General features: G+C 67.4%; 22 protein-coding genes. 9 read left to right on the forward strand and 13 right to left on the reverse strand.

Features of this window, described 5'->3' with window-relative positions; translation table 11 throughout:
* Nucleotides 1-236 precede the first annotated feature (236 nt).
* Entirely contained in the window at nucleotides 237-4,541 is a 4,305-nt protein-coding gene (locus FN829_RS06695) for an LAGLIDADG family homing endonuclease (RefSeq protein ID WP_142986218.1), read from the forward strand.
* A 405-nt stretch (nucleotides 4,542-4,946) separates the two neighbouring features.
* Here FN829_RS06695 and FN829_RS06700 read toward each other — a convergent pair whose 3' ends face one another.
* The 5 genes from FN829_RS06700 to FN829_RS06720 form a co-directional block, all read right to left on the reverse strand.
* Nucleotides 4,947-5,378 (reverse strand): hypothetical protein, encoded by a 432-nt coding sequence (locus tag FN829_RS06700; RefSeq protein ID WP_142986219.1) that lies wholly within the window; start codon nucleotides 5,376-5,378, stop codon nucleotides 4,947-4,949.
* A 58-nt stretch (nucleotides 5,379-5,436) separates the two neighbouring features.
* A complete protein-coding gene (locus FN829_RS06705) occupies nucleotides 5,437-6,411 on the reverse strand; it encodes an aldo/keto reductase (protein WP_142986220.1) in 975 nt (324 codons plus the stop codon).
* A gap of 71 nt (nucleotides 6,412-6,482) precedes the next feature.
* Nucleotides 6,483-6,680, reverse strand: a complete 198-nt coding sequence (locus FN829_RS06710) for a hypothetical protein (protein ID WP_142986221.1) — start codon at nucleotides 6,678-6,680, stop codon at nucleotides 6,483-6,485.
* A gap of 60 nt (nucleotides 6,681-6,740) precedes the next feature.
* Nucleotides 6,741-6,986 carry a hypothetical protein gene (locus FN829_RS06715; RefSeq protein ID WP_142986222.1) on the reverse strand — a complete coding sequence of 82 codons (246 nt, stop codon included), beginning with the start codon at nucleotides 6,984-6,986 and terminating at the stop codon, nucleotides 6,741-6,743.
* Between the two features lie 93 nt (nucleotides 6,987-7,079).
* Entirely contained in the window at nucleotides 7,080-7,259 is a 180-nt protein-coding gene (locus FN829_RS06720; RefSeq protein ID WP_142986223.1) for a DUF7470 family protein, read from the reverse strand.
* 119 nt (nucleotides 7,260-7,378) lie between these two features.
* On the opposite strand from FN829_RS06720, the gene eif1A reads away from it, so the two are divergent.
* Nucleotides 7,379-7,669, forward strand: a complete 291-nt coding sequence (gene eif1A / locus FN829_RS06725) for a translation initiation factor eIF-1A (protein ID WP_066413624.1) — start codon at nucleotides 7,379-7,381, stop codon at nucleotides 7,667-7,669.
* Nucleotides 7,670-7,779: 110 nt separating this feature from the next.
* Nucleotides 7,780-8,697 (forward strand): ATP-grasp domain-containing protein, encoded by a 918-nt coding sequence (locus FN829_RS06730; RefSeq protein ID WP_142986344.1) that lies wholly within the window; start codon nucleotides 7,780-7,782, stop codon nucleotides 8,695-8,697.
* Nucleotides 8,698-8,712: 15 nt separating this feature from the next.
* Here the strand turns inward: FN829_RS06730 and FN829_RS06735 are convergent, their stop codons facing one another.
* Entirely contained in the window at nucleotides 8,713-9,090 is a 378-nt protein-coding gene (locus FN829_RS06735; protein WP_142986224.1) for an Hsp20/alpha crystallin family protein, read from the reverse strand.
* A 138-nt stretch (nucleotides 9,091-9,228) separates the two neighbouring features.
* Here FN829_RS06735 and gap point away from each other — a divergent pair, with 138 nt between their 5' ends.
* Nucleotides 9,229-10,281, forward strand: a complete 1,053-nt coding sequence (gap, locus tag FN829_RS06740) for a type I glyceraldehyde-3-phosphate dehydrogenase (protein ID WP_142986225.1) — start codon at nucleotides 9,229-9,231, stop codon at nucleotides 10,279-10,281.
* A gap of 94 nt (nucleotides 10,282-10,375) precedes the next feature.
* Nucleotides 10,376-11,602, forward strand: coding sequence for a phosphoglycerate kinase (locus FN829_RS06745; protein ID WP_142986226.1), 1,227 nt, complete (start codon nucleotides 10,376-10,378; stop codon nucleotides 11,600-11,602).
* 134 nt (nucleotides 11,603-11,736) lie between these two features.
* Here the strand turns inward: FN829_RS06745 and FN829_RS06750 are convergent, their stop codons facing one another.
* Nucleotides 11,737-12,132, reverse strand: coding sequence for a CopG family ribbon-helix-helix protein (locus FN829_RS06750; protein WP_142986227.1), 396 nt, complete (start codon nucleotides 12,130-12,132; stop codon nucleotides 11,737-11,739).
* A gap of 103 nt (nucleotides 12,133-12,235) precedes the next feature.
* On the opposite strand from FN829_RS06750, the gene FN829_RS06755 reads away from it, so the two are divergent.
* Nucleotides 12,236-13,087: a hypothetical protein gene (locus FN829_RS06755; protein ID WP_142986228.1), complete on the forward strand. Its 852-nt coding sequence runs from the start codon at nucleotides 12,236-12,238 to the stop codon at nucleotides 13,085-13,087.
* 112 nt (nucleotides 13,088-13,199) lie between these two features.
* On the opposite strand, the gene FN829_RS06760 is transcribed toward FN829_RS06755, so the two are convergent.
* Entirely contained in the window at nucleotides 13,200-13,610 is a 411-nt protein-coding gene (locus FN829_RS06760) for a hypothetical protein (protein WP_246066466.1), read from the reverse strand.
* Nucleotides 13,611-13,775: 165 nt separating this feature from the next.
* On the opposite strand from FN829_RS06760, the gene FN829_RS06765 reads away from it, so the two are divergent.
* Entirely contained in the window at nucleotides 13,776-15,050 is a 1,275-nt protein-coding gene (locus tag FN829_RS06765) for an amidohydrolase (RefSeq protein ID WP_185955704.1), read from the forward strand.
* A 40-nt stretch (nucleotides 15,051-15,090) separates the two neighbouring features.
* Here FN829_RS06765 and lrp read toward each other — a convergent pair whose 3' ends face one another.
* On the reverse strand, nucleotides 15,091-15,552 hold the full coding sequence (gene lrp / locus FN829_RS06770) for an HTH-type transcriptional regulator Lrp (protein ID WP_142986230.1): 462 nt from the start codon (nucleotides 15,550-15,552) through the stop codon (nucleotides 15,091-15,093).
* Between the two features lie 126 nt (nucleotides 15,553-15,678).
* On the opposite strand from lrp, the gene glnA reads away from it, so the two are divergent.
* The gene (gene glnA / locus FN829_RS06775; RefSeq protein ID WP_142986231.1) at nucleotides 15,679-17,049 is read left to right on the forward strand and encodes a type I glutamate--ammonia ligase; all 1,371 of its coding nucleotides are present in this window, start codon (nucleotides 15,679-15,681) and stop codon (nucleotides 17,047-17,049) included.
* A gap of 49 nt (nucleotides 17,050-17,098) precedes the next feature.
* On the opposite strand, the gene FN829_RS06780 is transcribed toward glnA, so the two are convergent.
* From FN829_RS06780 to FN829_RS06790, 3 genes are all read right to left on the reverse strand, one after another.
* Nucleotides 17,099-18,097 (reverse strand): phosphatase PAP2 family protein, encoded by a 999-nt coding sequence (locus FN829_RS06780; protein ID WP_142986232.1) that lies wholly within the window; start codon nucleotides 18,095-18,097, stop codon nucleotides 17,099-17,101.
* A gap of 6 nt (nucleotides 18,098-18,103) precedes the next feature.
* On the reverse strand, nucleotides 18,104-19,408 hold the full coding sequence (locus FN829_RS06785; protein WP_142986233.1) for a YihY/virulence factor BrkB family protein: 1,305 nt from the start codon (nucleotides 19,406-19,408) through the stop codon (nucleotides 18,104-18,106).
* 106 nt (nucleotides 19,409-19,514) lie between these two features.
* Complete coding sequence (locus FN829_RS06790) at nucleotides 19,515-20,642, reverse strand: tRNA (guanine(26)-N(2))-dimethyltransferase (RefSeq protein WP_142986234.1); 1,128 nt, start codon at nucleotides 20,640-20,642, stop codon at nucleotides 19,515-19,517.
* Between the two features lie 135 nt (nucleotides 20,643-20,777).
* Between FN829_RS06790 and FN829_RS06795 the strand changes: the two genes are divergently transcribed.
* A complete protein-coding gene (locus tag FN829_RS06795) occupies nucleotides 20,778-21,587 on the forward strand; it encodes a hypothetical protein (protein WP_142986235.1) in 810 nt (269 codons plus the stop codon).
* A 21-nt stretch (nucleotides 21,588-21,608) separates the two neighbouring features.
* On the opposite strand, the gene FN829_RS06800 is transcribed toward FN829_RS06795, so the two are convergent.
* Nucleotides 21,609-22,754 (reverse strand): DNA cytosine methyltransferase, encoded by a 1,146-nt coding sequence (locus FN829_RS06800; RefSeq protein WP_142986236.1) that lies wholly within the window; start codon nucleotides 22,752-22,754, stop codon nucleotides 21,609-21,611.
* Nucleotides 22,755-22,849 lie beyond the last annotated feature (95 nt).

Here is a 22,849-nt window from a genome sequence, read left to right on the forward strand (position 1 = left end):
TCGGCGAGATCGGACCAGTTTCACTCCGGTCTGACTACCCTTATGTTCTCGGACCCCGTTCGTTTCCGACGTACTCGAATTCGGCGTCAGACGGACGGCACGAACGTTACATAACGAACCGCACATATCGATGCCTATCGGGTCCGGACATCCGAACGTACAAGGGCCCGCCTCGCCAGTACACCAACACTACAGATGATCCATATCCCACGCCAACCGAGCGGGGTGACCGTCGAATGAGCAGCGACGGCGTCTCCGCGGACGAGCTCGAACTGCCGATCAAACGCACCACGGGCGAGACGATGGAGGAGCGTCTCACGGACAACGCCTACCACAACATCCTCCCCGCGCGCTACCTCCGAAAGGACGCCGACGGGGAGCCGGTCGAGACGCAGGAGGAGCTGTTCGACCGCGTCGCGCGCAACGTCGCGCTCGCGGAGGCTGTCTTCGAAGCCGAAACCCAGGGCACCGAGGTCACCGTCACGCCCGACCAGCTCAAGCCCGACCACCCGCGCCGGGACGAGCTCGCCGAGGAGGTCTTCGGCGCGGGCGTCTCCGCCGACGACGACGCGGAGGCGGTGCTTTCGGCACACAACGTGAACAAGTTCGCGTACGACACGGTCGTCCCCGAGCTTCCCGAGGGGGTCCGCGAGCACGTCGAGGAGACCGCGGCGACGTTCCGCGACGGGATGGAGTCGCTCTCGTTCATGCCGAACTCGCCCACCCTGATGAACGCGGGCGACGAGCTCCAGCAGCTCTCGGCGTGTTTCGTCGACTCGCCCGGCGACGACATCACCGACATCCACCAGACGGCCAAGGAGGCCGCGGAGGTCTTCCAGAGCGGCGGCGGCATGGGATACGCATTCTGGAAGCTGCGCCCGTACGGCGACGCGGTCGGCTCCACCGGCGGCATCGCCTCCGGGCCGATCACGTTCATGCGCACCTTCGACCAGATGTGCGAGACGATCGCACAGGGCGGCGCGCGCCGCGGCGCGCAGATGGGCGTCATGCGCGTCTCCCATCCGGACGTCATCCAGTTCATCCACTCGAAGAACAAGGACGTCTCGTTGGCCCACTCGCTGCGGCTCAACGACCCCGACGACTTCACGCACAACTCCTTCGCGGACGCTCTGGAGGAGGCCCGCGAACTCATCGACGACGAGGGGCGCGTCCCCGAGCACCTCCGGAACGCGGTGGAGGGGCACCTCTCGAATTTCAACATCAGCGTCGGCGTCACCGACGACTTCATGGAGGCGTTATACAACGACGAGGAGTTCACCTTCACCAACCCGCGCACGGAGGAGCCCCACGTCGCCACGCCGGAGACGAAGGAGATCTACGAGATGTTCGGTCTCGGCGAGCACGTCGAGGTCGGCGAGGTCCTCTCGATCCCGGCTCAGGAGCTCTGGGACGACATGATCGAGGGCGCCCACGAGAACGGCGAGCCCGGCGTCATCTACCTCGAACGGGTGAACAAGGAACACTCCTTCGACGTGGAGGAGAACCCCGATCACCGCATCCTCGCGACCAACCCTTGTGTCACTGGCGACACGCTGATCAGTACCGAAAACGGGCTCGTCGAAGCCGAGGAACTCTACGAACAAGGAATCGCGCGCGACGTCGTCGTCGACGGACGCCTCAGCGAAGAGACGCTCAAGGAGGCGAGCAGCGTCTACAAAACCGGCGAGAAGGACGTTTATAAGCTCACCACTGAAGAGGGGTACGAACTCCGTCTGACCGCTGATCACCGCGTCATGACCGACGACGGATGGGCCGAAGCCGGCGATCTCGGCGCGGGCGACACGGTCCACATCCAGAACCGGAAAGGCTCGTTCGGTCAGCACGGAACCGCTGCGGAGGGCCGCGTACTCGGGTGGATGGTCGGTGACGGTCACCTCAAAAACGACGAGGAGCGTGCCGTTCTCAACTTCTACGACGAGGACACCGAAGTCTCGGGATCGTTCGCCGCCGACGTGAACGAGGTCGTTCGCGAGCCCGTCGGTAACGCCGACTACGAAGTCGGAGTCAGCGATATCTCCAGGGGAGACGACTACCGCGGCCCACAGGCCGTCGAACAGCGGATCCGTTCCGCTCGGCTGTACGAGTACGCCGAGAAAGCCGGCTTAGTCGACGAGAAACACCAGGTTCCCGAAGCGGTAATGCGCGGCAGCGAGGAGATGGCACGTGGCTACCTCCGTGCGTTGTTCTCCGCGGACGGCGGCGTTCAGGGGAACGTCGAGAAGGGCGTTTCCGTCCGACTCACGAGCACCAGCACCGACCTGTTAAAACAGGTCCAGCGACTCCTGCTCAACTTCGGGATCTTCAGCAAGATCTACGAGGAGCGCCACGAGGCGGGCATCCAGGAGATGCCCGACGGAAAGGGCGGAACGGCGGAATACGATCGACAGGCGGATCACGATCTCGTCGTTTCTAAGGACAACCTCGTCCGGTTTACTGAGGAGATCGGGTTCCTCCTCGATTCGAAACAGGACGCACTTGATGAGCGTCTCGCGAACTACGATCGCGGGCCGTACAGCGAGGGGTTCGAAGCGACCGTTTCCGCAGTCGAGAGGGACGGCAACGAGGCGGTTTACGATCTGACGGAACCCGAAACGAGCTCGTTCATCGCGAACGGCCTCGTGGTTCACAATTGCGGAGAGCAGCCGCTTGAGGAGTACGAGGCCTGTAACCTCGGTCACATCAACCTCTCGACGCTGGCGGCGGAGGGCGCGCCCGACTGGCGGGTCTGGAGCGAGGAGCACGCGGACGAGTACGACACCCACGAGGCGGCGGTCGACGCCTTCCTCGCGGAGGCGATCGACTTCGAGGAGTTCGACGACCGCATCGAGTACGGCACGCGCTTTTTGGAGAACGTCGTCACGATGTCGGACTTCCCGGTCGAGAAGATCGAACAGAAGGTCCGGGACATGCGGAAGATCGGCCTCGGGATCATGGGGCTCGCCCAATTGTACATCCAGCTCGGCGTCACGTACGGCTCCGAGGAGGGCAACGAGGTCGCCCGCCAGCTGATGACCCACATCAACCACGAGTCGAAGGCGACCTCCCACGAGCTCGCCGAACAGCGCGGCGTCTTCAACGACTGGGCGGACTCGAAGTACGCGAACCCGACCGAACACCGCGAGTGGTTCGAACACCACACCGGGCTCGACGCCGACGAGTGGGAAGACGGCTTCCCGATCCGCAACCACAACACGACGACCATCGCGCCGACGGGCACCACGTCGATGATCGGCAACACCACCGGCGGCTGTGAGCCCATCTACAACGTCGCGTTCTACAAGAACGTCTCCGACGACGTCCAAGGCGACGAGATGCTCGTCGAGTTCGACGACTACTTCCTGCGCACGCTGGAGGCGAACGACATCGACGTCGACGCGGTGAAACTGGAGGCCCAAGAGCAGATGGCGGAAAACGAGTTCGACGGCGTCGAGGGGCTCTCGACGGTGCCGGACGCGATCGGCGAGCTGTTCGTCGTCACCGGGTCGCTGTCGGGGATCCAACACGCGGCGGTCCAGTGTGCCTGCCAGCAGGGCGTCGACTCCGCGATCTCGAAGACGTGTAACTTCCCGAACGACGCCACCGCCGCGGACATGGAGGAGGTGTACCGCTACATCTACGACCACGGCGGGAAGGGCGTCACCGTCTACCGCGACGGCACCCGCTCGAAGCAGGTGCTCACGACCCGTGCGAAGAACACGGAGTTCGCCGACGAGTCGGAGGCCGCGGAGACGATCGTCGAGCAGATCCGCGAGGTGTTCGGCGGCGTGGAGGCGTTCCTCGACAACGAGGACGTCAAGGCGGCCGTCGACACGGAGGTCTCGGCGCTGCTCGAGTCCGCCGACCGCCCGGAGGTCGCGTACACCGAGACCCGGCCCCGTCCCGACTCGCTGTCGGGCGTGACTCAGCGCGTCGAGACGGGCTACGGAAAGCTGTACGTCACCATCAACGAGGAAGAGGACGGCCGCCCGTTCGAGCTGTTCGCGAACATCGGCCACTCCGGCGGGTACACCAACTCCTTCACGGAGGCGCTCGCGAAGGTCATCTCGACCGCGCTCCGCTCGGGCGTCGACCCCGAGGAGATCGTCGACGAGCTACAGGGCACCCGGAGCCCGAAGGTCGCCTGGGACAAGGGCGAGCAGATCCAGTCCATCCCGGACGCGATCGGCACCGCGCTCCGGCGTTACCTCGACGACGAGATCGACAAGGGGATCCCCCAACAGCAGAGCCTCGACGACGTCGAGGGCGACGCGGCGGGGAGAGCGGACGCGACCGACTCGCAGAGCCAGACCGACGGTGGCGCGGTCGCCGGCGGGAGTTCGGCCGACGTGGCCGTCGACTCGTCGACTGACGCCGGGGCGTCGAAGCCGCCGGCTGGTCCCGGCGGCGACGCCGAGGACGACGTCACGCAGGACCTCATCGCCGCGGGCGAGTCGCCCGAGTGTCCCGAGTGCGGTGGGATGAACCTCTACTTCTCGGAAGGGTGTAAGACGTGCGAGTCCTGTGGCTGGTCGGAGTGTTGAGCGAGACGGGGACGACCCGGTAGCGGTTCGAGAGCGGTTCTTTTGACGGCGCGGCTTTCCCGTGATGTCGCGGTCGGACCGCGTAGCGGTGGGTTCGGTTTCCGAAACCCCTGTGCTCGGTTCACGTCGTTGCTAGCGCGGGGATCCTCGCCAAATCCCGGCCGTCCGGCTCACGACCGTCCCTTCGAATCCCGGTCGATCCGCAGCCACACGGACCCGCACCTCACACCTCCCCAGCCTCGTCGTGAGCGCTTTTCAAGCGCTCACGACTCCCTCGCGGGCCCGGTCGCGGGCCAGCGGCCCGCGACCGGGCGCGCCGAACGACTGTCCGGCGGACGCTCGGCTCGTGACGGATGCTCGGCTGATCGGTGAGAAAAACACGAAAACGACGGGGTTGCGGTCGTCTCAGTCGTCCTCGAGCGCCTGCGCGATGCGCTGGAGCTGACGGGTCGCGTCGCGGACCTCGTCGCGGAGCTGTCGCACCTCGCGGACGAGTTCCTCGTTGCCCGCTTCCTCGCCGCCGGCCTCGCCGCGACCGCCCGGACCGCCGCCCATGCCCGGCGGGCCGCCCGCGCCGCCGGGACCGCCGCCACCCATCATTCCGGACATCATCTGCGCGAAGGGGTTGCCGCCGCCACCGCCGCCCATGCCCGGCGGGCCACCGCCGCCGCCCATCATCTCCTCGGGGTCGGGCCGGTCGCCCTCCTCGCGCTCCTGTTCGCGTCGCTCGCGGATCTCCTCGACGCGCTCGCGGAAGGACTTCTCCTCGTCGTCCGATCCGTCGGTCGCCTCGTCGGCTCCCGTCTCGTCCGTCTCGGGTGTCTCGTCGTCGCTCATACCCGCGGGTTCGTGACGGGGTCCGAAAAGGGTTGTTTCTCGGATCGTCGAGGTGGGATCAGTCGTGTCCGGAGACGCGGACCGGCTCGTAGGGCTCCTCGAGCCACTCGACGTCGGAGTCGGACAGATCGATGTCGAGCGCCTCCACCGCGTCTTCGAGGTGTTCCACGCTCGTCGTGCCGACGATCGGCGCGTCGACCCACTCTTTGTGGAACTGCCAGGCGAGCGCGATCTGCGCCATCTTCACGCCCTTCTCGTCGGCGAGTTCCTCGACGCGGGCGTTGACCTCGGGGCCACCGCCCTCGCGGTACGGATGTCGGTAGAGGTGCTCTTCCGTCTCGCCGCGTTCCGTCGCATCCACGTCGTCGTCGGGGCGCGTCAGGTAGCCGCGCGCGAGCGGGCTCCACGGGATGGTGCCGACGTTCTCCTTCTCACACAGCGGGAGCATCTCCCGTTCCTCCTCGCGGTAGACGAGGTTGTAGTGGTTCTGCATCGTGGCGAACCGGTCGAGGCCGAGCCGGTCGCTCGCGTGAAGCGCCTCGGCGAACTCGTGAGCCCACATCGAGGAGGCCCCGAGGTATCGCACCTTCCCGCGCCGGACCGCGTCGTCGAGCGCGCGAAGCGTCTCCTCGATCGGGGTCGCCTGATCGAGCCGGTGGATCTGATAGAGGTCGACCGTCTCCATACCGAGTCGGTCGAGGCTGTTCTCGAGCTCCTGCTCTATCGCCTTCCGCGAGAGCCCGCCGGAGTTCGGGTTCGACTCGTCCATCCGGAAGTAGCCCTTCGTGGCGACGACCGCCTCCTCGCGGTGCCCCTCCAGCGCCTCCCCGAGGATCCGCTCGGACTCGCCGTTCGAGTACATGTTGGCGGTATCGAAGAAGTTCACACCGAGTTCGAGCGCGCGCTCGACGAGCTCCTTCCCCTCCTCCTCGTCGAGCACCCACTCCCGCCAGTCGGGGTCGCCGAAGCTCATACAGCCGAGACAGATCTTCGAGACGGTCAGGCCCGTGTTCCCGAGCGTCGTGTACTCCATGGAACGGCGGTCATCGGCCGCGAGCAAAAGTGTTCGTGGCGAGGCGACTCTCCGTCGGTGCGTCCGCGGATTCAGTCGTTCCGGAACGACGCGGTGTACACGAGGAACGCGCCGGTGAGGATGACGAACGCGAGGAACGTCACGAGCGCGAGCACGTTCGCGACCGGGGAGAGCGGGTCGAGGAACGGCTGACCGGTCGAGTCGAGCACGAGGACGGCCAGGAGGGCGGCGATCAGCCCGAGGAGCCAGTTGGTGAGGATCTCGTCCATGTCCCGCTCCTCGTCGACGGCGGACAAAAAGGGCGGGTGTTCATCCGGGAGGTTCCTCCCCTACGAGCTTCCGGCGAGCGCGCGGATCCGGGGGAGCACCTGCTCGTAGCCGAGCGCGACGACGCCGACGTACAGCGCGACGAGCCCCATCGCGAGCGCCCAGAGCCCGACCGCGAGGTCGCCGCCCGCGAGGCCGGCGACGCCGACGCGCTCGAGTTCGACGCCGATGACCGACGCCAGGCCCGACCCGACGACGAGCGCGAGGAGTTCCAACAGTTCGACCGCGAACTCGGGGATCCGTGCCATATCGAAGCGGCGGCGACGGTCGGCTATAGCCCTTTCGGCCGCGCGATCGACTCGCGTCGCCCGTCGCCAATGCGGTCTCGGATTCCGACGTCGTCACTTCAGCCCGAACGCGCGCATCGTCGACGCCGCGACGCCCTTCGCGATCAGCGCGAGGCCGGCGACGAGAAGCATCAGCCCCCCGCCGATCACGGGATCTCGAAGCGTCACGACCGTGACCGCCAGAAACACGACGACGACTCCCGCGATCCCCTCCGGTCCGAGCGTGTCTCGCATGTGCGGTTCTCCGTCCGCCGCCGGTTAAATGGGACGCCTCGCGACCGCCGCCGCGGACCGGGAGCACCGCGACGGAGAGTGGGGCTTTTATCGGGTGGGACACGTATCACCCGGCACGCATGACCGACGGAGACGGCCAGGGGCGGCGCGATCTTCGAATGCCCGACGACGACGAGGTGTTCGCGGAGGTCGTCGAGATGCTCGGGGCCAACCGCGTGAAGGTCCGCTGTGCGGACGGGAAGGAACGGACGGCCCGGATCCCGGGACGGATGCAAAAACGCGTCTGGATCCGCGAGGACGACATCGTTCTCGTCGAGCCGTGGGACTGGCAGGACGAGAAGGCGGACATCTCCTGGCGTTACGAGAAGAGCGAGGCCGAACAGCTCCGCGAGGAGGGCCACCTCCAGTGAGCGCGGTCGCGTCGCCGCGCCGGTCCCGTCCCCGGTCCCGCGCCCGGTTCCGCGCCGGTCCCGTCGGCGACCGGTAACCCGGACCCGTGACCGCTCCTATCCGGCTCGCGATGACCACCGCCGCGGAGACCTACGAGCGCGTCCGCGGGCCGCTCGGCGACCGCGGGATCGACGTCGATCACGTCCGAGCGAAGGAACGAGCGTTCCGGCTCGACGGCGCCGCGGACGACACGAAGGACGACGCGAGTACCGGCGCGGAGGCGGACGACGAGGTGGACTCGACGCCGGCTCCCGCGGAGTTCGACGTCGGGTTCGTCTACCCCCCGCGACTCATGGAGGGCGCGGTCCTCGACCGGCGGCTGTCGGTCCCCTGGGTGAACGGTCGCGACGCGGTCGTGACCTCCCGGAACAAGGCGGGCGTGCTCGCGGCGCTCTCGGAGGCCGGACTCCCCGTTCCGCGGACGACGCTGATATCCAACTCGGTCGACGAGTCGGTCGTCGCCGAGGCGGCCGCGGACTTCGAGTTTCCGGTCGTGATCAAGCCGAACTCCGCGACCCGGGGGGTCGGCGTCGCGAAGGCGACGGACCTCGACTCGCTTTTTGGCGTCGTCGACTACCTGAACCTCGCGCACGACTACCGCGCCACGGGAGATAAGTCGTACCTGATACAGGAGTTCCTCCCCGACGCGCGCGATTACCGGGTGATGGTCGTCGACGGCGCGTACGTCGGCGCGGTCCGTCGCGAGCTTCCGGCGGACGCGCTCGCGAACGGCCGGTGGAAACACAACGTCCACCGCGGCGCGGAAGCTCGGGGGGTCGACCTCGACGCGGCAGGCCGCGAACTGGCCGAGCGGACGGCGACGACGCTCGGGATCGACTACCTCGGCGTGGACCTGCTCGAAACCCGCGACGGGTACCTGATCAACGAAACGAACGCCCGGCCGACGGTCGACGCGGCGACGAAGTACGAACCGGAGTTCTACGACCGGCTCGCGGGACTGATCCGGCGGGTCGCGGAGAACGGGTAGCGGGGGAGGGCGAAGTCAGACGACGTCGATGGAGGCGGAGTCGTCGTCGCGCTCGAACTCGACCTCGAGCACGCCGTTGTTGAACGTCGCCTCGCCGGACCGCTCGTCGACGGTGGCGGGGAGTTCAACGGTCTCGTCGTACTCGCGCCGGTCTGAGGCCGCCGAGATGGTGAGCGCCTCCCCGTCACACTGCAAGGAGAGCTGCTCTTTCGAGACGGCCGGGAGATCGGCGACGAGTCGGACGGACTCCTCGGTCGCGTACGCGTCGACGTGTGTCTCCGAGCCGAAGCCGGCGTCGTCGGCCCCGCGCTGGCTCCCGGCCATCTCGTTCATCATCCGTTCGATCTCCTCGAAGAAGTCGCCGAACGGGTCGTCTCGGTCGTCTCTGTCCATGCTCCGTGTGAGGGCGGTCTCCCCGATAAGCCTTCTGTCGGTCGACGGATACCCGAGGATCTACCGTGAGAGACCCGCTGGGCGCCCGGTTCACGCGACTCGGGCGGATTTAAGTGGCTGCGCACCCCTTTTTCGTATATGAGTAAATCGTATCTGTCCGCTGGCGACGAAGTACCCGACGAGGAGGTCGTGCGGGTCGGGCTCAACGGGTTCGGTCGGATCGGCCGCAACGTCTTCCGCGCGGTGCTGGAGGACCCCCGCGTCGAGCTCGCCGGGATCAACGACGTGATGGAGTTCGAGGACATGGGCTACCTCGCGAAGTACGACACCGTCATGGGGCGGCTCGACGGCGTCGAGCTCGTCGACGACGAGCTGACGATCGGCGGCACGTCGGTCCCGCTCTTCAACGTCCAGGACCCCGCGGACCTCCCGTGGGACGACCTCGACGTCGACGTCGCCCTGGAGTGTACCGGCATCTTCCGGACGAAGGAGGACGCGAGCGCACACCTCGCGGGCGGGGCCGACACCGTCGTCATCTCCGCGCCGCCGAAGGGCGAGGAGCCGGTCAAACAGCTCGTCTACGGCGTCAATCACGACGAGTACGACGGCGAGGACGTGGTCTCGAACGCCTCGTGTACCACCAACTCCATCACGCCGGTCGCGAAGGTGCTCGACGAGGAGTTCGGCATCGAGGCCGGCACCCTCACCACCGTCCACGCTTACACGGGCTCGCAGGCACTCATCGACGGCCCGAAGGCGAAGACCCGCCGCGGGCGCGCGGCCGCCGAGAACATCGTCCCGACCTCGACGGGCGCGGCCGGCGCGGCACAGCAGGTCCTCCCGCAGCTCGACGGCAAGATAGACGGGATGGCCATCCGCGTCCCCGTCCCGACGGGCTCGATCACGGAGTTCGTGGTCGACCTCGCGGTGGACGTGACCGAGTCGCAGGTCAACGACGCGTTCCGCACCGCCGCCGACGACGGACCGCTCGCGGGCGTGCTCGGCTACACCGACGACGAGATCGTCTCCAGCGACGTCACCGGCCTCCCGTTCTCGAGTTACGTCGACCTCCAGTCCACCAACGTCATCGCCGACGGCGGCCTGCTCAAGGTCCTCACGTGGTACGACAACGAGTACGGCTTCTCCTGCCGGATGCTCGACATGGCCGCCTACGTCCACGCGGAGTCGTAGCGTCGCGATCCGCCGCCGAACCCGGCGGGTCGGCGTCACGCTCGACCCCCAGTATTGACAACCGCCGCCGACGCACGTCCACCCACTCTCACCCATGTCCACGTTCCAGACCATCGACGACCTGCCCGCCGACTCGCGCGTACTCGTCCGCCTCGATCTGAACTCCCCGATCGAGGACGGCGAGCCGCAGGACAACCGCCGGTTCGAGCGACACGCGCGCACCGTGCGCGACCTCGCCGACGCCGGCCACCGCGTCGTCCTCATGGCCCACCAGGGCCGTCCCGGCCGCGACGACTTCACGTCGCTTTCGGGACACGCGGCGGTCCTCGCCGATCACGTCGGTCGCGAGGTCGACTTCGTCGCCGACACCTACGGCGAGGACGCGCTCGCGGCCATCGAGGCGCTCGAGGCGGGCGAGGTGCTCCTCCTCGAGAACACCCGGATGTGCGACGAGGAGCTTCCCGAGGCGTCGCCCGCGGAGAAGGCCGACACCGAGTTCGTCCGGACGCTCGCGCCGCTTTTCGACGTATACGTCAACGACGCCTACTCGGCGGCCCACCGAAAACACGCCTCGCTCGTCGGGTTCCCGCTTGCGCTGCCCGCCTACGCCGGCCGCGTGATGGAGTCGGAGTACGAGGCCAACACCGCCATCGCCCGCAAGGAGTTCGACGGCCCGGTCACGATGGTGGTCGGCGGGACGAAGGCCACCGACGTGATCGGCGTGATGGACGCTCTCGGCGACCGCGTCGACCGGTTCCTGCTCGGCGGCGTCGCCGGCGAGCTCTTCTTGCGCGCGGCCGGTCACCCGGTCGGCCGCGACCTCGAGGGGATGGACCTGTTCGACGAGCAGTGGGACGTCAACCACGAGACGGTCGAGGCGATCCTCGAGGAGCGCGGCGACGCGATCCGCCTCGCGATCGACCTCGCCTACGAGGGCGCGGACGGCGACCGCGCCGAGGTCCGCGTCGCCGACCTCGACGAGAAGACCGACGCGTACCTCGACGTCGGCTCCGCGACCGTCGCCGACTACGCCCCCCTCATCCGCGAGTCCGACGCCGTCTTCGTGAAGGGCGCGCTCGGCGTCTTCGAGGACGAGCGGTTCGCGGACGGCACCGTCGGCGTGCTCGAGGCGATCGCCGAGACCGACTGCTTCTCGGTCGTCGGCGGCGGCGACACCTCGAGAGCGATCGAGATGTACGGGCTGGACGAGGACGACTTCTCGCACGTCTCCATCGCCGGCGGCGCGTACATCCGCGCGCTCACCGGCGAGCCGTTGCCGGCGATCGAACTGCTCCGGCGCGCGGACGACGGCGGGGCGTAGCGCGCTCGGCGTCGGCCGATCCGTCCGTCGTCGCTCCATCGAGATGTCCTGTGAGCGATGCGTTCGGGTCCGACTCCGGTCAACACGGGTGAAACGCATAGCGGGTACACCTCTCAAAGGATTCCGGTAGCTCGTCAGTCCTCGCCGTCGCGGATGACCATCACCTTGGCCCGGTTTACGCCGTCAAAATCACGGAGTCGGTAGGTGAGGGTACGTATCTGCTCGGCTTCCCCCCGACAAAACAGCGATTCGAGACACCACTCTCCTTGGTGCGTATGGCTCGTGTTGAGGATCACCTCTTGATACTCGTGTTGGACTGCGTGGAGTTCCTGAATCACCTCGTGGTGGCGATAATCGAACGCAATGAGCGCGACGATTTCTCCGCTCGTCGATTCGAGGCGGGAGTGAGACTCGATGTACTCCAGCATCGCTTCCCGGACCGCCCGCGATCGATTCTCGAGATCCTGCTCTTGCCAGACTTCGTCGAACTCTTCGACGACTTCGTCTGGAATATTGAAACTCGTTCGCATAGGTGCCGACTCGGCGGGATGCTACAAGAGGGTCTCGTATGACGATCCGCCCGTTCCGGTATTAACAATCGTTATTCACCTCGGGAGCGGACTCTCGCCCGGGATGTTACACGGTGAAGCACTCGGCCTTTTCGTCGGTGCTGTCGCTCTCGGTGCCGTTCACGGCATCGAACCGGGTCATGGGTGGCCCGTTGCCGCCTCATATGCGCTCGACCAGACGAACAAGTGGGTGTACGGGTTTGCGGCGAGTCTCATCATCGGCGTCGGCCACCTCATCAGCAGCGTTTCGATGGTCGGGGTGTTCTTCTACGCGAAAGACTACTTCAACCTCACGCAGGTTAACGAGCCGATGACGATACTTGGTGGGATCCAAATCGGCGGGCCAGTCAGTCTCGTTGCCGGGGTCCTGCTCATCGCGCTTGGGATTCGTGAATACTTCTACGGACACTCTCACGGCAATGGTGATGGCGGCCACTCTGACCATCACAGTCACGACCACCACCACGATATGGACGTGCATTCAAGCCATTCTCGCCAACAGGACCATTCATCCGATCGGGCTCACAGCCGTTCACACGACCACACCGCTGGACCGATCACCCGTTTGAAGGGCTCCGTTCCCTTCATCGGTGGGGGGTATCACTCACACGATTCCCCCGAGGAGACTGCTGACCGTGGCCTCTTCGGGATCGCGTGGTTCGCGTTCGTTCTCGGCTTCGCCCACGAAGAAGAGTTCGAGATCATTGCGCTCTGTGCCGGGTCAAACCACTGCCTCGAACTGATGAGTGCGTACGCCCTCACCGTCATCGTGGGTATCGTCGGACTGACGATGCTATTGATTACAGGCTACCAGCATTCCGAGGAGAAAGTCAAGCAGTACACGCCGTACCTACCGGCGTTTTCCGCATTCGTCCTCATCATCATGGGAGTCGGTTTCATCACCGGAATCTTCTGACTCGTCCGTTCAATACGCACTCGAAATATACCGGCCGTTTCATGCGATCTCGTCATGAACGACGGACGTTCATCGGAGACTCCGCGATCGACCGTCCCGCCGTTCCCGGCGCTCAGTCGTCGCCGGGCGCGAAACTCGCGGAACCGCCGCCCGCGGCGTCGCCTGCCCCCGTCGCGGAGTAGTAGAGCATGATCAGCATCGAGACGATCAGCGCGCCGCCCCAGAGGAACCCGGTCGGCATGAGGAACGTCAGCCCGAACCCCTCGCCGAGCCAGACGATCCCGGGGATCCCCCACTGTCCGGCGACGAACAGACCGGTCACGGCGGTCCTGACGGTACCCGTCACGCCGAGCGCGGGGACGGCGAACCCCATCACGATGGCGAGGATGGAGAGCACGCCGAGGTGGGCGTGCCCGCCGATCATCCACGGCGGGACGACGCCGCCGCCCGCGAGCAGTACGAACTGGTGTAACCCGACCGCCATCATGACCGCCAATCCGAGAAATCCGGACGACTTCAGCACACGTGTCAGGGATTCGTTAGTGTCGATCCGATGAACGTTTCATAAACGTTCCCCTACGAGAACCGATTTCCGCGAGCGGGTCGGTCGACGCGATTCGCCCCGTCCCGCCGAGGCGCGTTTCTCCGTTTACTCAACGCTTTTTTCGCTCGGCTCGGAGGGACGCGTATGGAGCCACTGACGACGTTCGCCGACAGCTCGCTTTCCGAGATCCGCCGCGACCTCCACCGACACGCGGAGGCCGGCTGGAAGGAGTTCCGGACCTCGGCGCTGCTCGCCGCCGAACTCGAGGACCTCGGCTACGAGGTTTTCCTCGGTGAGGACACCGTCGACCCCGACTCGCGCATGGGCGTCCCCCCGGCCGACGAGGTCGCCGCGGCCCGCGAGCGCGCACGCGAGGAAGGCGCGCCCGAGGAGTACCTCGATCGGATGGGCGACATCACCGGCGTGATCGCGACCCGGACGTTCGGCGACGGGCCGACGATCGGGCTTCGCACCGACATCGACGCCCTGGAACGTCAGGAGGCGATGGACGACGACCACCGACCGGCCGCCGAGGGGTTCGCGAGCGTTCACCCCGGCGAGATGCACGCCTGCGGTCACGACGCCCACGCCGCCACCGGGCTCGGCGTGGCCCGCACGTTCGCGGAGGGCGGCTTCGACGGCACCCTCAAGCTGTTCTTCCAGTCCGCCGAGGAGGGCGGTCGCGGCGGAAAACCCATGTCCGAGTCGGGCCACCTCGACGACGTCGACCACCTGCTCGCGGTCCACGTCGGGCTCGACGAGCCCGTCGGCACGGTCGTCTCGAGTTACGACGGCCCCCTCTCGAACGCCAAGCTCGACGTGACCTTCTCGGGCGCGCCTGCTCACGCCGGCGGTCAGCCGCACGCCGGCCGCAACGCGCTCCAGGCGGCCACGGCGGCGATCGGGAACCTCTACGGGATCGCCAGACATGGCGAGGGCGCGACCCGGATCAACGTCGGACGGGTCAACGCCGACAACGCCCAGAACGTCATCTGTGAGGAGGCGACGATGCGCGTCGAGGTCCGCGGCGAGACGCACGACCTCAACGAGTACATGCTCGGGCGGGCACGCGAGGTCGTCGACGGCGCGGCGACGATGCACGACGTGAGCTACGAGACGAGCCTCTACGGGAAGACGACGACCTTCGAGAACGACGCGTCGGTCGTGTCGGTCGTCGAGGCGGCCGCGAACGCGACCGACTCGGTCGGGGAAGTGATCACGAAGGAGTTCGGCGGCAGCGAGGACGCCTCCTACCTGATCCGGCGCGTCCAGGAGCGCGGCGGGACCGCGACGTACCTCGGCGTCGGCGGGAGCAACCCCGACGGCCACCACACGGCGTACTTCGACGTCGACGAGGCGTGTATCGACATCGGCGTCGACGTGATCACGGACGCGATCGGTCGCCTCGCGGAGAACTGATCGGTCGTCTCGTCGCGACGGACGCGTCCGCCGCGGCCGTTCACTCCTCGTTGAGGTCGAGTTCGAACTGCTTGTTCTCGACCACCGCGTTGAGCACGACGCTGGTGTTCGACTCGCGGATATCGGCGTCGGTGAGGATCTCCTTGATCTGGTCGTTCATGCCGTCGGTGTCGGTGAACTTCCCGATCGCGATCACGTCGTAATCGCCGGTGACCTCGTAGACGCTGATCATCTGTTTCTGCTGGCGGAGCTTCTCGGTCACGTCCGGCAGCGCGCTCCCCTCGACTTTCAACTGGAGGATGGCGGTCACGTCGAACCCGAGCTTGTCGTAGTCCACGATCGGGCTGTACCCGCGGATGACTTCCTCGTCCTCGAGGTCGCGGAGGTGATTCGAGACGGTCGTCACGGAGACGTCGAGTTCGTCACCGAGACTGCGGAGACTGGCGCGACCGTTTCCGAGAAGCGAATTCACGAGTTTGGCGTCGAGGTTTTCGTACGTCATTGGATTCGATCACGGTTTGGGGGGTTTAGAATTTTACGAACGTCCACTACTCACGGGGACTTGGCGGTTCATGCGTCAAGCGACAAGGCCTTTATACTGGCAGATAAGTACGTAACCGTCCAAAACATGACCGGCGACCACGCCAAACCGGACGGCGGCCTCACGGCCGAAGAACAGGCGGTACTCGACGAGATCGACGAGGAGGACGTCGACTTCCTGCGGTTACAGTTCACCGACATCCTCGGCGTCGTCAAGAACGTCTCCGTGCCGGCCCACCAGGCCGAGAAGGCGTTCACGGACGGGATCTACTTCGACGGCTCCTCGATCGAGGGGTACGTTCGCATCCAGGAGTCCGACATGCGGCTCGTCCCGGACCCCGAGACGTTCACGGTGCTCCCGTGGCGCAGCGACGGCGACGACGACTCCGCCGCCGCCCGCCTGATCTGTGACATCGTCACCACGGAGGGTGAACCGTTCGAGGGCGGTCCACGCCAGGTTCTCAAGAGCGTCCTCTCGAAGGCCGACGACATGGGGTACACGGTCTCGATCGGCCCGGAGCCGGAGTTCTTCCTGTTCAAGACGGACGACGACGGCAACGCGACGACGATCCCCCACGACAACGGGGGCTACTTCGACCTCGCGCCGAAGGACCTCGCGAGCGACGTCCGCAAGGAGATCATCTTCACCTTGGAGGAGATGGGCTTCGAGATCGAGGCGTCCCACCACGAGGTCGCGGAGGGTCAACACGAGATCAACTTCAAGTACGACGACGCGCTCACGGCCGCGGACAACATCGCGACGTTCCGCGCCGTCGTCCGCGCGGTCGCCGCCCAACACGATCTCCACGCGACGTTCATGCCCAAGCCGATAGCCGAGATCAACGGCTCGGGGATGCACAGCCACATCTCGCTTTTCGACGAGGACGGCAACGCCTTCGCCGCCGACGACGACGAGTTCAACCTGAGCGAGACGGCCTACCAGTTCATGGGCGGCATCCTGAACCACGCGCAGGCGTTCACGGCCGTGACGAACCCGACCGTGAACTCCTACAAGCGGCTGGTGCCCGGCTACGAGGCCCCGATCTACGTCGCGTGGTCCGACACGAACCGCTCGGCGCTGGTTCGCGTCCCCGACGCCGCGGGCGTCTCCGCGCGCTTCGAGGTCCGTAGCCCCGACCCGTCGTGTAACCCCTACCTCGGACTGGCGTCGATGATCGCGGCCGGCCTCGACGGGATCGAGACCGACGCCGACCCCGGCGACCCGGTCCGCGAGGACATCTACGAATTCGACGACGCCAAACGCGAGGAGTACGGCATCGACACGCTCCCGCCGAACCTCGGCGCGGCCGTCGAGGCGCTCGAGGACGACGCGGTCGTCAAGGACGCGCTCGGACCCCACGTCTCCGAGAAGTTCGCGGAGGCGAAAAGCCAGGAGTTCAGCGAGTACCTCACCCAGGTCTCCGAGTGGGAGGAGGACCGCTACCTCGAGACGTTCTGAGCCGGCTCCGGCCCCCGAGTTCGAGCGACCCGACTCGCCTTCCCGTTTTTCACGCGCCGACGCGATCGATCAGCGGCGGCACCGCCGGCATCGCGACGACGCCGACCACGGCGGCGGTCGTCGCGACGAGCGTGACGACGAGTGAATCGACAAGTGCGTACGCACCGACCCACAGGGCACCCGTGACGGCGAGCGCGGGGAGCGCGATCCGGACCGGAACGGCGGGTTCGTCGCCGTCGACGAGCAGCCAGCCGACCGCGCCGCCGACTCCGGTGGCGATGCCGATGCCCGCCTCGACGACCTCGCTCGTTTGGCCGTTGGCGACCGCGACGCCGGCCGCGGCGACGGAGACGACCGCCGCGAGCAGAAACGCCGGCGTGGGATCGAGATCGGCCGTCGGATCGGTGCGATCGGTCCCGTTCGTGGACTCCGCGAGGTCGGGTTCGGAGTCCCGGAACCGCGGGTCGCCGGCGAGTCGTAGCGCGACGACGACGACCACACCGCCGAGGAGGACGCCGGTGAGCACGTCGACGGCGTAGTGTACCTCGATGACCACTCGGGAGATCGCCACGGCGACGGCGACGACGCCGGCTCCGAGGAGTCTCCGCCGGCCCGTCATCGCGCGGTCGTACAGCAACGCGAGCGCGCCGTAGGCGGCCGCGCCGCCGGTGGCGTGCCCGCTCGGGAAGCCGAAGCCGTCGGAGAGCACCTGTGTCTCGTACCACGCCGAGAACAGGCCGGGAAGCCACGTCGGCACGTCCGCGGGACCCACCGCGCCCGGCGGGCGGGGAACCGCGAACCACGCCTTCCCGAGCGCGACGGCGGCGTACGCACACGTGACGGCGGCGATCGCGGTCGCACCGGCGCGGCGCGGCGAGGCCGCGAGCCGGTCGCCGGCGAACCAGTAGCCGACCGCCAGCAGACCGAACAGGAACCATGGGTCCGCGAGGTGGGTGACGGCCGCGAAGACGACGACGACGAACTCGGGGAGCGCGTCGACGACGGCGGTCTCGCCGACTCCGCGCTCCGCGGAGACGAGTCCGGTCACGGTCCGTCAGTCGTCACCCCGGTTACGGGCGTACTCGAGCGCCTTTCCGGGGGTCTCGATCAGGTTGAGGCCGACGCCGACGAGTATGAAGAGCGTGTACAGCCCCAGCGTCGACAGCCCGAGAACGATCATCGCGGCGATCGCGTAGATCCCGTTGAGGAACGTGAACGCCCCGAGCGTCAGCACCGTCCCGTACAGCAGGACGAGGTACGGCCCCCAGCCGCGGGCGTGCCCGCGCCGCATTCGCGAGCGGACGTACCGTTTCAGCTCCGACTCCAGCTCGGGTTTGTCGACCGTGCGATCCTCGACGTCCGTCTCGAACTCGTCGAACTCCGCGCGCAACTCGTCGAGTTCCTCCTCGAGCGCCGCGACGTCCGGCGCTCCGCGGGGGCGTTCCGCGTCGCCGTCGTCCCCGGAACCGTCCGACTCGCCGTTCATACCCGTGGGTCGGTCGCGGCCGTGTTGTAACTGCCGGTCCGGGTCACGGTCGGTGCGCTCGGCGTCGTCGACGATCCCGGCGTCGCCGACGTCACGATCCGCGGCCACGACGTTGATCACGCCCCCGACGACGACGACGACCGCCGCGAGGTAGAGCCAGGTCACGAGCAGCAGAACGCCGCCAATGACTCCGTACACCTGGTACTGCCCGGCGCTCGCGGCGTACAGTTGAAACCCGGCCTGGAGCAGCGTCCAACCGGTCGCGGCGAACGCGGCTCCTGGCAGCGCCTCGCGGACGCCGATCGCCGGTTCCGGGAGCAGGTAGTAGATCGGGAGGAACACGACCGTAAGCACGACGGGTAACGCGAGGATGCTCGCCGCCTCGATCGCCGGGATCGCGTCCGCGGCCGCGAGGAACGCGCCGAGACCGACCATCACGCCGAGTCCGACCCCGATCCCGAGTACGACCGCGACCGCGTCCGTGACCTGTTCGCGGAAGCCGGGCGGCGACTCGCCGCCGTAGAGCACGCCGAAGGCCGTATCGAGTCCGCGAAACACCTTCAGCGTCGACCACAACAGGAGGCCGAGCCCCAGAACGCCCGCCCCCGTCCGCCCGCTCGCGGAGAAGACGGCCGCGGCGACGGCCTCCTCGCCCGCGGGCGTGAGGAAGTCGCCCGCGGCCGCGACAACCCCGGCGGCGATCGTCTCGCCGAACGCCGCGCTCGCGACGGCGACGAGCAGGAGCAACGCGGGCACGAGCGAGACGAACGCGTAGTAGGCGATCGCAGCCGCGAGGAACGTCACCTGTCGGTCCAGCGCGAGGTCGGCGACGCGGCGGACGGCGTCGAACGTGGCTGTCTGACGGCGGGACACGTCCGGAGTTCGGCCGACGGAACCAAAAACGCGCCGGGCCGGTCGTCGGCCCCGTCACCGGTTCCGGGGCGTGTCGCCCGTCGCCCGGCTACGCCCTGTCGCCCGGCTACGCCCCGTCGCCCAGGACCGCCTCGCGCATCTCGGGGATCGACGCCGTGGTCTTGACCGCCGTCCCGCGGTAGTGCGCCCGTGTCGCCTCGTGGCCGGCTCCCCGAAGTCGTTCGACGAACTCGTCCATGCCGATCGCCGGCTCGCCCCACTGCTTGTACAGCCGGTGTTGGTCGTAGTGGGTCGGCACGTCCAGTTCGCGCGAGACGGTCCCGAGCAGCTTCCGCGCGCGCTTCGCCTCGCCCATGTCGTCGGTGACGCGTTCGCGGACCGCGCGGGCGAAGTCGCTCTCCGCGACGGGGCCGAGCCAGAGCGGCCCGGCGGTCAACACGCGATCTCCCCCGCAGACGGGACACGCCTCGGCCGGATTCGCGATGAGCCCGCGAGTCGGCTCTCGCCAGAGACAGTCCTCGCAGTTGTCGACGTATCCGAGCTCGTCGACGGCGTCGTCGGCCGCCCGCGCGCCCGACTCGAGTTCGAGGTACGTCCGCGCGTAGTGTCGGGAGACGTGCGAGAGGATCGGTCGCGCGGCCTTGTCGTACCGCGCGGCGGTCCGAACCAGCGCGGAGATCAGCGTCCGGAGCCCCATTTCCGGGTGATAGTCGGTGTTTCGCGGCACCGCGCCGTACTTGCGGATCCCGCTGTTGAGATGCGCGCCACAAAGCGGCGCGGTGTCGGTGGCCGTGACGCAGATCAGGTTCCGGCCGTTCGCGAACGCGGCGTCGGCGAAGGGGATCGGCGTCCCGTACGGGTCCAGATCCACCACGTCGAACGGCCCCTCGTCGTACAACAGCGCATTGACGTCGCGGTGGACGGCCTCGCCCTCGAGGTCGTTGCCGGCGAGGTTCCGCTCGGCGAGGTCGACCGCGTCGGCGTCGACGTCGGCGCAGGTCACGTCGTACCCCTCGGCGGCCGCCCGGACGCCCCGGATCCCCGAGGCGGCCATCGCGTCGAGGTACGACGCCGCGCGCGGCTCGCGCTCGCGGTAGGCGCGCAACACCGCGACGGTGACGTCCCGGTTCAGCTCCTGTGTGGGGTTGAAGAAGACGCCGCCGCCGGTCCCCTCGCTGGCGCCGTCGCGGGCCTCGGGGACCTCGATCGCCACTCCTCCCTCCTCGATGTTCATGCCCCGAGTTCGTCGATACGGGACAAAAGGGCCGCGCTCCGGGTGCGTCGAGCGCGTCGGGGCGACGAAGGCCTAGCGGCGAACGACGCGGTCGAACCGAAACGGTAAGACGCCCCGCCGACTCGGCGTGGACGTATGCCACGGAGCCCCGAGCGACTCGGAAAGGCCCACGAGACGTGGACGCGCGACGAGCTCAACGGGGACGACCCGCAGCCGGACACCGAGGCCCAGCTCGAGTACCTCGACGAGGACGAGCGCGAGCGAGTGCGGATCGGGGCTCGCGAGGCCGCGCAGTTCGTCCGCGAACACACGCCCTTCGCGATCGAACGCGCGACCGAGGAGGGCGACGCGCGGAAGACCGACCCGACCGACGACGTCGACGTCGTGGTCCACGGCGAGGGTCGGAGCAAGGGCTACTCGCTGAAGCTCACCTCGAGCACCGCCATCAACGTCCGGAACACCCTCGCATCGAAGGTCGCCGAGGACGTCTTCGGGAAGGACATCTCCGAGCTTCTGAGCCCCGAGGAGTTCGCGACCTACGAGCGGGTGACGCGGGAGTTCGTCGCCGAGGAGTGCGGCGGCTCCGACATGGCGGCCGCGATGACCCCCGTGTTCGCGGAGAAATTCCGGGCGTTTCGCGACGCCGACGAGGCGACGCTCCGGGAGCGACTCCTCGAGCACGTACGCCTCGATGCGGACATGGTCGCGTGCAAGGTGACGGCCGCCGGCAACTTCCACGGGTTCGCCTCGATGGAGCGGGCCCCGCTCCGGAAGTTCCAGGACGGGACCGGCGACCTGTCGATCTACACCACCGAGTCGAACGACACCTCGATCTTCTTCGACGTGGACGGCGAGGCGGCGTTCCGGATCGACATGTACGGCCAGTACAGCGGGAGCACCCGGAAACCCCGGATCAAGACGGTCTATCGAGTGACGTTCGGGTAGGACGGATCGCGGGCCGCCGACTCACGCGATGTCGGTGAGCGACTGCTGCTCGTAGACGTCGGGGTCGACGCGATCCACCTCGCGGATCTCGGGGTAGTACTCGCGAAACCGCTCCGCCAGCCTCTCGGCCAGCCCGACCGGGACCGCGTTGCCGATCTGTTTCATCACGTCAGTCTTCGTCCCCTCGAACGCGAACTCGTCGGGGAACGTCTGGAGCCGCGCCATCTCGCGCGGCGTGAGGTACCGGTCCTCGGTCGGGTGGATGAAGACGTTGGTGCTCACCGTCAGCGACGGCTCCTCGGGATGGAGCCGCCGGAGGTACGTCCCGTACCGCTTGACGATCTCCGGTTCGTGCGGGCAGGCGTCGGTGTCATCACAATCACACCGGTACTTCTTCGTCTTCAGCCGGTCCGGGAGGTCCCGGTAGTAGCCCCCCGGCGGGACGTGGCGGATCCGCTCGAGCGTCTTCTCCTGCGTATTGGCGTAGGTCACGTTCGGGAGGGCGTCGGTCACGTCGGCGAGCGCTTCCCCCGCAGTCCGCCAGTTCGCCTCCGACGGCGTCGTCGGCTCCGGAAACCGGATCGGGACGTCCCGGTTCGTCCCGATGAAGAAGATCCGCCGGCGTTTCTGGGGGACGCCGTACCGCTCGGCCTCGAGCACCCGGTACTCGCAGTTGTATCCCTCCGTCTCGAACTGCCGGACGATCAGGTCCTTCACGTACCGGTCGTCGCTCGTCTGCCGGTTTATCAGGTCGCGGACGTTCTCCATCAGGACCAGTTGCGGATCGAGCACGGTGACCATCCGGAGGAACTCCTCGAAGAGCGTGTTGCGTCGGTCCTTCTCCATCTCGTCGAGCTCGATCCGCTCGTTGTTGAGCCGGCTGAACCCCTGACACGGCGGGCCGCCGATCACGACGTCGACGTCGTCGGGATCGTGGCCCGTCTCCCGGACGGTCTCTCGAAGGTCGTCGTCGTCGAGTTCGCGGACGTCTTCCTCGAGGAACCGGACGTCGGGACGGTTACTTCGGTACGTCTCCGCGGCCGATTCCCACTGGTCGCTCGCGAGGATCACGTCGAACCCGGCCCGCTCGAACCCGAGATCGAGCCCGCCGCAGCCGGAGAAGAAGCTGGCGACGACCGGCCCGCCCTCGGTTCCGTCAGCGCCCATCGCCGTCACCTCGGGGCGACGCGCGCTCGCTTCGTCGACTCATCTACCCGTGCTTCGTCGCGATCGCATAAAAACCACCCATCTTCGGCGATCGG

The organism is Halorubrum cibi, from assembly GCF_900182635.1.
In the GTDB taxonomy this organism is placed as follows: domain Archaea; phylum Halobacteriota; class Halobacteria; order Halobacteriales; family Haloferacaceae; genus Halorubrum; species Halorubrum cibi.

Coding starts and splice junctions, on each gene's coding strand:
- FN829_RS06695 (WP_142986218.1), top strand. CDS start 237: ATGAGCAGCGACGGCGTCTCCGCGGACGAGCTCGAACTGCCGATCAAA.
- FN829_RS06700 (WP_142986219.1), bottom strand. CDS start 5,378: ATGAGCGACGACGAGACACCCGAGACGGACGAGACGGGAGCCGACGAG.
- FN829_RS06705 (WP_142986220.1), bottom strand. CDS start 6,411: ATGGAGTACACGACGCTCGGGAACACGGGCCTGACCGTCTCGAAGATC.
- FN829_RS06710 (WP_142986221.1), bottom strand. CDS start 6,680: ATGGACGAGATCCTCACCAACTGGCTCCTCGGGCTGATCGCCGCCCTC.
- FN829_RS06715 (WP_142986222.1), bottom strand. CDS start 6,986: ATGGCACGGATCCCCGAGTTCGCGGTCGAACTGTTGGAACTCCTCGCG.
- FN829_RS06720 (WP_142986223.1), bottom strand. CDS start 7,259: ATGCGAGACACGCTCGGACCGGAGGGGATCGCGGGAGTCGTCGTCGTG.
- eif1A (WP_066413624.1), top strand. CDS start 7,379: ATGACCGACGGAGACGGCCAGGGGCGGCGCGATCTTCGAATGCCCGAC.
- FN829_RS06730 (WP_142986344.1), top strand. CDS start 7,780: ATGACCACCGCCGCGGAGACCTACGAGCGCGTCCGCGGGCCGCTCGGC.
- FN829_RS06735 (WP_142986224.1), bottom strand. CDS start 9,090: ATGGACAGAGACGACCGAGACGACCCGTTCGGCGACTTCTTCGAGGAG.
- gap (WP_142986225.1), top strand. CDS start 9,229: ATGAGTAAATCGTATCTGTCCGCTGGCGACGAAGTACCCGACGAGGAG.
- FN829_RS06745 (WP_142986226.1), top strand. CDS start 10,376: ATGTCCACGTTCCAGACCATCGACGACCTGCCCGCCGACTCGCGCGTA.
- FN829_RS06750 (WP_142986227.1), bottom strand. CDS start 12,132: ATGCGAACGAGTTTCAATATTCCAGACGAAGTCGTCGAAGAGTTCGAC.
- FN829_RS06755 (WP_142986228.1), top strand. CDS start 12,236: ATGTTACACGGTGAAGCACTCGGCCTTTTCGTCGGTGCTGTCGCTCTC.
- FN829_RS06765 (WP_185955704.1), top strand. CDS start 13,776: ATGGAGCCACTGACGACGTTCGCCGACAGCTCGCTTTCCGAGATCCGC.
- lrp (WP_142986230.1), bottom strand. CDS start 15,552: ATGACGTACGAAAACCTCGACGCCAAACTCGTGAATTCGCTTCTCGGA.
- glnA (WP_142986231.1), top strand. CDS start 15,679: ATGACCGGCGACCACGCCAAACCGGACGGCGGCCTCACGGCCGAAGAA.
- FN829_RS06790 (WP_142986234.1), bottom strand. CDS start 20,642: ATGAACATCGAGGAGGGAGGAGTGGCGATCGAGGTCCCCGAGGCCCGC.
- FN829_RS06795 (WP_142986235.1), top strand. CDS start 20,778: ATGCCACGGAGCCCCGAGCGACTCGGAAAGGCCCACGAGACGTGGACG.
- FN829_RS06800 (WP_142986236.1), bottom strand. CDS start 22,754: ATGGGCGCTGACGGAACCGAGGGCGGGCCGGTCGTCGCCAGCTTCTTC.